The following is an 8650-nucleotide window of genomic DNA, read 5'->3' as shown; positions in this document are numbered from 1 at the left end:
GTCAAGCACCTCACGCACGTCGAAGCCCATTGGCTGCTCGGGGATTTCGTCACGAACTGGCAGGCCACCTTCCGGCCGGCGCCGGCCGAGTCCGCCGCGGACCTCCTCGCCGCCTACCGCGAGACCACCGCGCGGGCGGACGACGTGATCGACGGCTGGGACGACCTCGGTGCACCGGGGCCGCGCCGCGCGTCCCGGCGCTGGACGCTGACCCACCTGATCGAGGAAACCGGCCGGCACGCCGGGCACGCCGACATCCTGCGCGAGCTCGTCGACGGCACCACCGGACGCTGACGCTTGTGGCCTGCACCGCCTCACCCCTACGGTCGGAAAGTCACCGGCGATACTGGGGAGGGACCTTGCGGGTCTTCGGAGCGGTCGTGGTGAGCGGACTCCTGCTGACCGGCGCCACACCGGCCGTCGCGGACCCGGGCTGGTCGCCGTCCCCGATCGCGTGGGCGGCCTGCCCCGACGACCCGGACAGCCCCGCTCCCCCGGACGGTGAGTGCGGCACGCTGCGGGTGCCGCTGGACTGGGCCCGGCCGCACGGGCCGTCGCTCGATCTCGCGGTGGCCCGGCACCGGGCGACCGACCCGGCCCACCGGTTGGGCGTGCTGCTCGCCGACGCCGGCGGCCCCGGTTCGTCGGGTGCGGAGTTCGCGCTCGCCACCGGCTACTTCAGCCCGGCGATCCGGGCCCGGTTCGACGTCGTGGGCCTCGACCTGCGGGGCACCGGCCGCAGCGCGTTCATCCGGTGCGAGGACCCGCCCGGCGCACCGGGCGACGAGCCCGCCGACCTGGCGGCGTTCGACGCCCTGCTGCAGTACACCAAGCAGGCCAACGCGGAGTGCCGCGCGAACAACCTGCCGGTGTTCGACCACGCCGACACCGGCGTCAACGCGCGGGACCTGGACGCCGTCCGCCGCGCCCTCGGCGAACAGAAGATCAGCTTCCACGGCATCTCCTACGGCACGCTGCTCGGCCAGCAGTACGCCGAGAAGTACGGCGACCACGTCCGCGCGATGGTGCTGGACAGCTCGATCGACCACAGCGTCGGCATCGCGCGCTTCGCGGGCGACCGTGCGGCCGCGGCCGACGAGCTGTTCGGGCAGTTCACCGCGTGGTGCGACGCGACGCCGTCCTGCGCGCTGCACGGCCAGGACGTCCGCGCGACCTGGGAGCGGGCCCTCACCGCCGCCGACGGGATGCCGTTGGAGCACAACTGGTTGCGCGACTGGGTGTTCTCGGACATGTACGGCCCGGCCTGGGACGACGCGGCGCAGGTGATCGCCGACACCGCCGCCGGGCAGTCCCCGGTGCGGGCCCGGTTCGAAGCGAACTACGACTCGATCCGCCGCGCGGTCGTCTGCCAGGACTTCGACCTGCGGATCCGGAATTTCGCCCAGTATTCGGCGATGCGGGCCGAAGAGCTGCGCCGCGGGCCGATCATGCGGGGCAGCCCTCTCAGCCACGGCGAAGCCACCGCGTGCCTGGGCATCCCCGGCCCGCCCGCGAACCCGCCGCACCGGCTGGACATCACGCGGGCGCCGCGGATCCTGCTGGTGAACGCCCGCTACGACCCGGCGACCCCGTACGCCTGGGCCCAGGACATCCACCACCAGGCCCCGGCGAACACGACGCTGCTGACGTACGAGGGCTCGGGCCACGGCGTCTACCAGCGCACGGCCTGCACCCGCGCGGCGGTGGACACCTACCTGCTGACGGCCACCGCACCACGGCGCGACTTCGGTTGCCCCGCCTGAGCCGTCAGCGCCAGCCCAGCGCCGGGGCGACGTGGGTGAGGATGCTCTCCAGGACGTGGGCGTTGTAATCGACGCCCAGCTGGTTCGGGACGGTCAGCAGCACGGTGTCCGCGGCCTGGATCGCCTCGTCCTCCTTGAGCTCCCGCACCAGTTCGTCCGGCTCGGCGGCGTACGAACGACCGAAGATCGCCCGGGTGTTCTCGTCGATCATGCCGACCTGGTCGCGGGAGTTGCGGTCGCGGCCGAAGTAGGCGCGGTCCAGGTCGTTGGTCAGCGCGAAGATGCTGCGGCTGACCGACACGCGCGGCTCCCGCTCGTGGCCGGCCTCCTTCCACGCCTCGCGGTAGGCCTCGATCTGCTTGCGCTGCTGGACGTGCAGCGGCTCGCCCGTCTCGTCGTCCTTGAGCGTGGAGCTCTGCAGGTTCATGCCCAGCTTCGCGGCCCAAATGGCCGTCGCGTTCGAGCTGGAGCCCCACCAGATGCGGTCGCGCAGGCCCTCGGAGTGCGGCTCGAGCCGCAGCAGCCCCGGCGGGTTGGCGAACATCGGCCGCGGGTTCGGCTGGGCGAACCCGTCACCCTCGAGAAGCTTGAGGAAGACTTCGACGCGTTCCCGGGCCATGTCCGCATCGGTCTCACCGTCGGCGGGGGCGTACCCGAAATAGCGCCAGCCCTCGATCACCTGCTCGGGGGACCCCCGGCTGACGCCGAGCTGCAGCCGGCCCCGCGAGATGAGGTCGGCGGCGCCCGCGTCCTCGACCATGTACAGCGGGTTCTCGTAGCGCATGTCGATCACGCCGGTGCCGATTTCGATCTTGGACGTCCGCGCACCAATGGCCGCGAGCAGCGGGAACGGGCTGCCCGCCTGCCGCGCGAAGTGGTGCACGCGGAAGTAGGCGCCGTCCACGCCGAGCTCTTCGGCCGCGACCGCCAGGTCGATCGACTGGTGCAGGAAGTCCGCGGCGGTCCGCGTCTCGGAGTGCGCGCTCGCCGACCAGTGGCCGAACGAGAGGAAGCCAATCTTCTTCACGCACCGTCCAACGTCCGGGGGCCGGATTGATTCCCCCCGCGAGGTGCAGTGTGATCAGGCCATCGCGTAACCGGCGTCGAGCGCGTGGCCGTCGTCGTGCCGGGTAACCACGACGGTGCCCCGCCCCGGAACCCGCACACGATTCCGGGGCGGGGCACCACGCGCCGATCACGGGGGCAGCTCCACCTCGATGCCCATGATCCGCGCGGTGCGGCGCCGGCGGATCCACCGCCGTGCCGAGGTCACGTCCGGCAGGTCGTCGGCGAAGACCTTGCGCTGGGCCGGGGTCACCGCACGCCAGCGCATGCCGAGGACCGGGCGGACCGGCGGGACCCAGCCCCTCGCCGACTCGTGGGCCTCGGCGACGCGGGTCTCGTAGTCGGCCAGCGGGCGGTAGGCCAGCTCCAGGTCGATCAGGGGCTCGGTGCCGCCGCCGTAGTGGTGGCACCGGAAGAGCATCCGCCCGAACTCGTCGAGCGCGATCTTCAGCGTCGTGGGCACCTGGTCCTGCCAGCGCCCCAGGTTCGGGGCGTTCACCGCACTGGCCGTCAGCTCGGCCGGCACGACGATCACGGCCCGGACCGCGGTTCCGGCGAGCTCGACGCGGATCCGGCGGCCGCCGGCGTCGACGAAGAAGCGGGGTACCCGGCCGGCCGGCCCGGTGCCCGACCACCGCCGCACCCACTGCTCGACCCCGCCGGGCGGGTGTTCGGACAGCACGAACGTGAACTCGAGGTCTTCGCCGGCGAGGCTCATCCGTACCGGGAACAACGACCCGATGTCGTCCATGAACGCCGAGCCGATGACGAGTGCGGCGCCGGAACCGCCTCCGGTCAACGCCGCCTCCTCCCTGGCGGGCGCTCCGCACCCGCCGCCGTGCCGCGCGTGCGGCGGCCCGTCACACCTGCAGGTCGGCTTCTATGCGCTTGAGGTAGTGCCGGGCCAGCGCCAGGTTCGCCCGGTCGCGGTCCAGCACCAGGTACAGGAACAGCTGGTTCCGCGACGACCCCGCGTTCATCAGCCGGATCAGGTGGTACTGGCGGTGCAGCGTGATGAGGATGTCCTCGATGGAGTCGTTGAGCGCCAGCGAGGACATGACGCGGAGCTTCGCCCGCACCACCTCGGTGTTGCCGGCCGCGGCGACCTCCAGGTCCAGCCAGTCGCCGCCGCCGCTGGTGCCGAGCGACATCCCGCTCTCGTAGTCGACCAGCGCGACGCCGACCGCGCCGGCGATGGACATGGCTTCCTTCAGTGCGGTGTCGATGTTCATCATGACTTTTCTTCCTTCTGTGAAATGGTGGTCGGCGGCCCCGCGTTCCCGATGTGCGCCGGGCATCAGGCGGCCAGGATGGAGCTGATCCGCTCGATGACGGGGCGGCACTCGAACAGGAGCCGCCCGACGTTGAGTCCCTTGTCCCCCAGCACGACCATCAGCGCCAGCCGGCCGATGGCGTAGACCGCCATGTAGCCCTCGCTGCTGAACACCACGGTCTGGCTGAGCGTGCCCTGCCCGGTCACGTGTGCGGCCTGGCGAGCTATCCCGAGATCGGCGGCGGCGAGCGCGGAGATCTTCGCCGGGTCGATGCCGTCGGCCGCGTCGGCGATGATCGGTATCCCGTCGACCGCGGCCAAGACGGTGTCGGTGACCCCGGCGACGCTTTCCCGGAGGTAACGCAGTTCACCGGCCAATGCGTCGAAGTCCAATGTTCTTTCTTTCTGCTCCGGAAAGGCTCGGCGACAGGGCGCGGCGCCCGGCTCGAGATGGCCCGAAAATGGGCAGCCGACACAATGATCATCCATTCGGGTTGCTCTCTCGCCGGGAGACCTTACAGCCCGGACCACTTTTCGCCTATCGGCAGCAGGCAAGCACTTTTAGCATTACACGATCGAGTGAACAGCGTCGAGCGGCGTAACAACGATGAATCGACGGTTTCGATCGCCGTCGATGAATCACGCGGACGACGATTTCACTGTTTTCCATTCCCGGTACGCAACGCGACGGGTGATTGCTTTACTCCGTTGAGCCGAATGCTCCCCGGTCAGGAATTCCCCGACGGGCCGCCGTGCCGGAACAGCGTCCGGTATTCCTGCGGCGAGGTACCGAGGTGCCGGTGGAACGCCGCGCGGACCGAAGACGGCGCGCCCAGCCCGGAAAGCCGGCCGATGCGCTCGACGGACGTCGTGGTCGTCTCCAGCAGTTCGCGCGCGCGGTCGATGCGCGCGTCGGCCAGCCAGGCCATCGGGGACGTGCCGGTCTCGTCGCGGAACCGGCGGATGAGCGTCCGCCGGGACACGTGGGCGCGCCGGGCGAGGACGTCGATGCTGAGGTCTTCCGCGAGGTGGGCCAGCATCCAGCTGCGCAGTGGCGCGAACCGCTCCCCGATCGCCTCGGCGCGGTGCTGCTCGATGAACTGCGCCTGCCCGCCGGTGCGCCGCGGCGGGGCGACCAGGAACCGGGCGCGGCGGTTGGCGGCCGCGGGCCCCTGGTCGAGGCGGACCAGGTGCAGGCCGAGGTCGACGCCCGCGGTCACGCCGGCGGAGGTGAGGATGTCGCCGTCGTCGACGTAGAAGCGGTCCGCCAGCACCTCGACGCGCGGGTACCGCCGGCGCAGCAGGTCGGCGTACTGCCAGTGCGTGGTCGCCGGGCGCCCGTCGAGCAGCCCGGCCGCGGCGAGGGCGAACGCGCCCGTGCAGATGGAGACGAGCCGGGCGCCGCGGGCGTGCGCCGCACGCAGCGCGGCCAGGACGTCGGACGGTGGCGGGATCTCGACCCCCTCGAAACCGGGGACGAGCACGGTGCCGGCGCCGGCCAGCGCTTCGAGGCCGGCCGTGGCGGTGGCGGTGAACCCGTCACCCGGCACCGGCCCGGGCCCGGGCCCGGGCCCGGGCCCGCCGTCGGTGCAGACAGTCATCTCGTAAAAGGGGTCCGTCGCGAAGATCTGCACCGCGATGCCGAATTCGAGCGCCGGCACCCCGGGCAGGACGAGCACCGCCACCTGGTGCCGGCCGGCTGTCGCCATGGCCCGATCATAGCGCCGGTTGGCACCAGGGCCACTTCCGGCGGCCGCGGCCGGCTCCTACGGTCGTCGGCATGACCGACACACTCGCCCTGCCCACCGGCCCGCTCGCCGACGCGAGCCTCCGCCTGGCCCGGGAGTCGGAGAGCGCCGCGATCGCCGACCACAGCGTCCGCAGCTTCCTGTTCGCCCGGCTGCTGGCCGAGCAGGACGGCAGCGTGCACGACGCGGCCTACGACGAGGGCCTGCTCTTCGCGGCCTGCGCGCTGCACGACCTGGGCCTGGGTTCCCTCGCGACGGGCAAGGCCCGGTTCGAGGTGGAGGGCGCGGACCTGGCCGCGTCGGTGCTGACCGAGCACGGCGTCCCCGCCGCCGACGTCGACCGGGTCTGGGAAGCGATCGCGCTGCACTCGTCACTCGGCATCGCCGACCGCCGGGGCCTGCTGACTTCCTTGACCCACAAGGGAGTCTTCATCGACGCGGGTAACTTCACCGGTCTCGACCCCGGTTCGCGGGAGCCGGTTTACGCCGCGTATCCCCGGCCGGAGGGCGAACGCTGGATCGAGGACGCGATCGTCGAGCACGCCGCCCGTTCCGCCGCCGCGGCCCCGCCGTACTCCCTCGGCGCCGAACTGCTGCGCCAACGACGAGGCGGGGCTTGAGGGTTCAGCTCGGCTCCCGCCCGCAGGCCATCGCGGCCGGCCGCCTCGCCGGGCCTGCTCCCTGCCGGGTAAGCAGGTTGACGAGACCGCGGGATGTCGCACGCCGGGCGCTCCGCAGCCGCGGCGGCTGCGGGGCTGTCGCGGCCAGCAGCCTCACTCGGCCTGCTCCCTGCCGGGTAAGCAGATTGACAAGACCGCGGGCCGTTGCATGCCGGGCCGCTCCACCGACGCGGCGCCTGCGGCCTCCCGCGGCCGCCAGACTCACCGCACCTGCTCCTGCCCGGTCAACAGGTCGAGGAGACTCTGAGGCGTCTTCTCCCCGAAGCAGATCTCGAAGTCGCGGGCCGCTTCGGTGCCTTCCTCGGCGCTGCGGGCGAAGAGTGCCTGCTCGTACTCGGCCAGCGCCGCCTCGACGTCGCCCGGGTGGGCGGCGAGGATCCTGCCCAGTTCCGCGCCGTCGTACATGGCCAGGTTGGCGCCCTCGCCGTTCGGGGGTGAGAGGTGGGCGGCGTCGCCGAGCAGGGTCACGCCCGGCCGCCGGTCCCAGCGGTGGCCGATCGGCAGCGTGTGGATCGGCCGCAGCACCGGCGGGGTCTCGCCGTCGGTGATCAGGGCCGTCAGCTCCGGGGCCCAGCCCTCGAACTCCCCCGCGATCCGCTCGGCCGCGGCGGGATCGGTGAAGTCGATGCCGGCGAACCAGTCCAGCGGCTTGGACAGCACCACGTAGGTGTGCAGGTTCCCGCCGCTCTCCCGGTGGGCCTGGATCCCCTTCCCCGGCTCGATCGAGATCAGCGCTCCGCCGCCGACGGCCTGCGCACTGGCCGGGTGCCGGGTGTCGCTGTCGAACAGGTAGGTCTCGACGAACGACGTGCCGACGTACTCGGGCACGGCGTCCGACAGCACCGGGCGGACCCGGGACCACGCGCCGTCGGCGCCGACCAGCAGGCTCGCGACGGCGGTGGTGCCGTCGGCGAAGGTGATCTCGTGGCCGCCGCCGTCGAGGGTGCGGACGCCGCTCACCTTGTGCCCCCACCGGACGGTGCCTTCCGGGAGCGCGTCGAGCAGGACGCGGCGCAGTTCGCCGCGTTGCACTTCGGGACGGCCGCCGGTGCCGTCGTCGGGTTCGTCGAGCAGGACGGTCCCGTCCCGGGTCAGGACGCGGGTCGCCTCGCGGCCCTCCAGGATCAGGCCGCGGAACTCGGCCGTCAGGCCCGCGGCCTCGAGGGCGAGCTGCCCGTTGCGCTCGTGGATGTCCAGCATCCCGCCCTGCGTGCGGGCGGCCGGGGACGCCTCGGCTTCGTAGACCGTGGCCGGGATGCCGTGGACGTGCAGGACGCGGGCCAGGGTGAGGCCGCCGAGGCCGGCGCCGATGATCGTGACGTGGGTGGTCATGGTGACTCCTCCGGGTTCGAGGCCGTCCGGCCCCACTGGAATGTCATTCCATCTTGGAACACCGTTCCAGATGTGTCAAACTGGAGCCATGCCATCTCCGACACACCGGGCCCAGCGGCGCACCGACGCGCTCTCCCGCGAGCGCATCGTCGAGGCCGCCGTCGAGCTGCTCGACACGGCCGGCGAGAGCGGGCTGACGTTCCGGGTGCTGACCGAGCGCCTCGCCACCGGCGCCGGGGCGATCTACTGGCACGTCGCGAACAAGGGCGAGCTGCTCGCCGCCGCGACCGACGCCGTCGTCGCGGCCGCCCTCGAGCCCGGCGAGTCCCAGGGCTCCCCGCGCGACGAGATCCGCGCCGTCGCGCTCGGCCTGTTCGACGCGATCGACGCCCACCCCTGGCTCGCCACCCAGCTTTCGGCGCAGTTCTCCCGCAGCCCTTGGGGATCGGTCACACCGCGGATCTTCGAACGCATCGGCCGTGAGGTCGGCGCGCTGGACGTGCCCCGGGAGAGCTGGTTCACCGCGACGTCGGCGCTGGTGCACTACATCCTCGGCGCCGCCGCCCAGAACGCCGCGAACGCGGCGGGCGCCCGTGAGCTCGACCCCCGCGTGGATCGCGCCGGGTTCCTCGACGCCGCGGCGAAGGCCTGGGAGGAGCTCGATCCCGACGAGTACCCGTTCACCAGGGCGGTCGCGGCCCAGATGCGGGTCCACGACGACCGCGAGCAGTTCCTCGGCGGGGTCGACCTCGTTCTCGCCGGCATCACCACGCGGTGAGCCCGAGCGGC

Annotated in this window: 10 protein-coding genes; 4 read left to right on the top strand and 6 right to left on the bottom strand. The window is 72.3% G+C overall.

What is annotated here, in order from left to right; translation table 11 throughout:
- The coding region (locus tag ACGFMK_RS23400; protein WP_392766777.1) for a DUF664 domain-containing protein at window positions 1-294 on the top strand (294 nt) is incomplete at its 5' end.
- A gap of 65 nt (window positions 295-359) precedes the next feature.
- A complete protein-coding gene (locus ACGFMK_RS23395) occupies window positions 360-1763 on the top strand; it encodes an alpha/beta hydrolase (RefSeq protein ID WP_392766774.1) in 1404 nt (467 codons plus the stop codon).
- A gap of 4 nt (window positions 1764-1767) precedes the next feature.
- Here the strand turns inward: ACGFMK_RS23395 and ACGFMK_RS23390 are convergent, their stop codons facing one another.
- The 5 genes from ACGFMK_RS23390 to ACGFMK_RS23370 form a co-directional block, all read right to left on the bottom strand.
- Window positions 1768-2790, bottom strand: coding sequence for an LLM class flavin-dependent oxidoreductase (locus ACGFMK_RS23390; RefSeq protein WP_392766773.1), 1023 nt, complete (start codon window positions 2788-2790; stop codon window positions 1768-1770).
- Window positions 2791-2958: 168 nt separating this feature from the next.
- Window positions 2959-3627 (bottom strand): hypothetical protein, encoded by a 669-nt coding sequence (locus ACGFMK_RS23385; protein ID WP_392766770.1) that lies wholly within the window; start codon window positions 3625-3627, stop codon window positions 2959-2961.
- A gap of 61 nt (window positions 3628-3688) precedes the next feature.
- Window positions 3689-4060: a hypothetical protein gene (locus ACGFMK_RS23380; protein WP_392766786.1), complete on the bottom strand. Its 372-nt coding sequence runs from the start codon at window positions 4058-4060 to the stop codon at window positions 3689-3691.
- 65 nt (window positions 4061-4125) lie between these two features.
- On the bottom strand, window positions 4126-4494 hold the full coding sequence (locus tag ACGFMK_RS23375) for a roadblock/LC7 domain-containing protein (protein ID WP_392766767.1): 369 nt from the start codon (window positions 4492-4494) through the stop codon (window positions 4126-4128).
- Window positions 4495-4829: 335 nt separating this feature from the next.
- Window positions 4830-5810 (bottom strand): GlxA family transcriptional regulator, encoded by a 981-nt coding sequence (locus ACGFMK_RS23370; protein ID WP_392766765.1) that lies wholly within the window; start codon window positions 5808-5810, stop codon window positions 4830-4832.
- A gap of 71 nt (window positions 5811-5881) precedes the next feature.
- Here ACGFMK_RS23370 and ACGFMK_RS23365 point away from each other — a divergent pair, with 71 nt between their 5' ends.
- Window positions 5882-6469 (top strand): HD domain-containing protein, encoded by a 588-nt coding sequence (locus tag ACGFMK_RS23365; protein ID WP_392766762.1) that lies wholly within the window; start codon window positions 5882-5884, stop codon window positions 6467-6469.
- A 261-nt stretch (window positions 6470-6730) separates the two neighbouring features.
- Here the strand turns inward: ACGFMK_RS23365 and ACGFMK_RS23360 are convergent, their stop codons facing one another.
- Complete coding sequence (locus ACGFMK_RS23360; protein WP_392766759.1) at window positions 6731-7861, bottom strand: FAD-dependent oxidoreductase; 1131 nt, start codon at window positions 7859-7861, stop codon at window positions 6731-6733.
- A gap of 88 nt (window positions 7862-7949) precedes the next feature.
- Here ACGFMK_RS23360 and ACGFMK_RS23355 point away from each other — a divergent pair, with 88 nt between their 5' ends.
- Window positions 7950-8639: a TetR/AcrR family transcriptional regulator gene (locus ACGFMK_RS23355; protein ID WP_392766756.1), complete on the top strand. Its 690-nt coding sequence runs from the start codon at window positions 7950-7952 to the stop codon at window positions 8637-8639.
- Window positions 8640-8650 lie beyond the last annotated feature (11 nt).

It is taken from the genome of Amycolatopsis sp. NPDC049252 (genome assembly GCF_043197175.1).
Taxonomy (GTDB): domain Bacteria; phylum Actinomycetota; class Actinomycetes; order Mycobacteriales; family Pseudonocardiaceae; genus Amycolatopsis.
Note: the sequence above shows the minus strand (reverse complement) of the source record. Positions and strands in the feature narration are given on the sequence as shown.

Coding starts and splice junctions, on each gene's coding strand:
- ACGFMK_RS23365 (WP_392766762.1), top strand. CDS start 5,882: ATGACCGACACACTCGCCCTGCCCACCGGCCCGCTCGCCGACGCGAGC.
- ACGFMK_RS23360 (WP_392766759.1), bottom strand. CDS start 7,861: ATGACCACCCACGTCACGATCATCGGCGCCGGCCTCGGCGGCCTCACC.
- ACGFMK_RS23380 (WP_392766786.1), bottom strand. CDS start 4,060: ATGAACATCGACACCGCACTGAAGGAAGCCATGTCCATCGCCGGCGCG.
- ACGFMK_RS23355 (WP_392766756.1), top strand. CDS start 7,950: ATGCCATCTCCGACACACCGGGCCCAGCGGCGCACCGACGCGCTCTCC.
- ACGFMK_RS23370 (WP_392766765.1), bottom strand. CDS start 5,810: ATGGCGACAGCCGGCCGGCACCAGGTGGCGGTGCTCGTCCTGCCCGGG.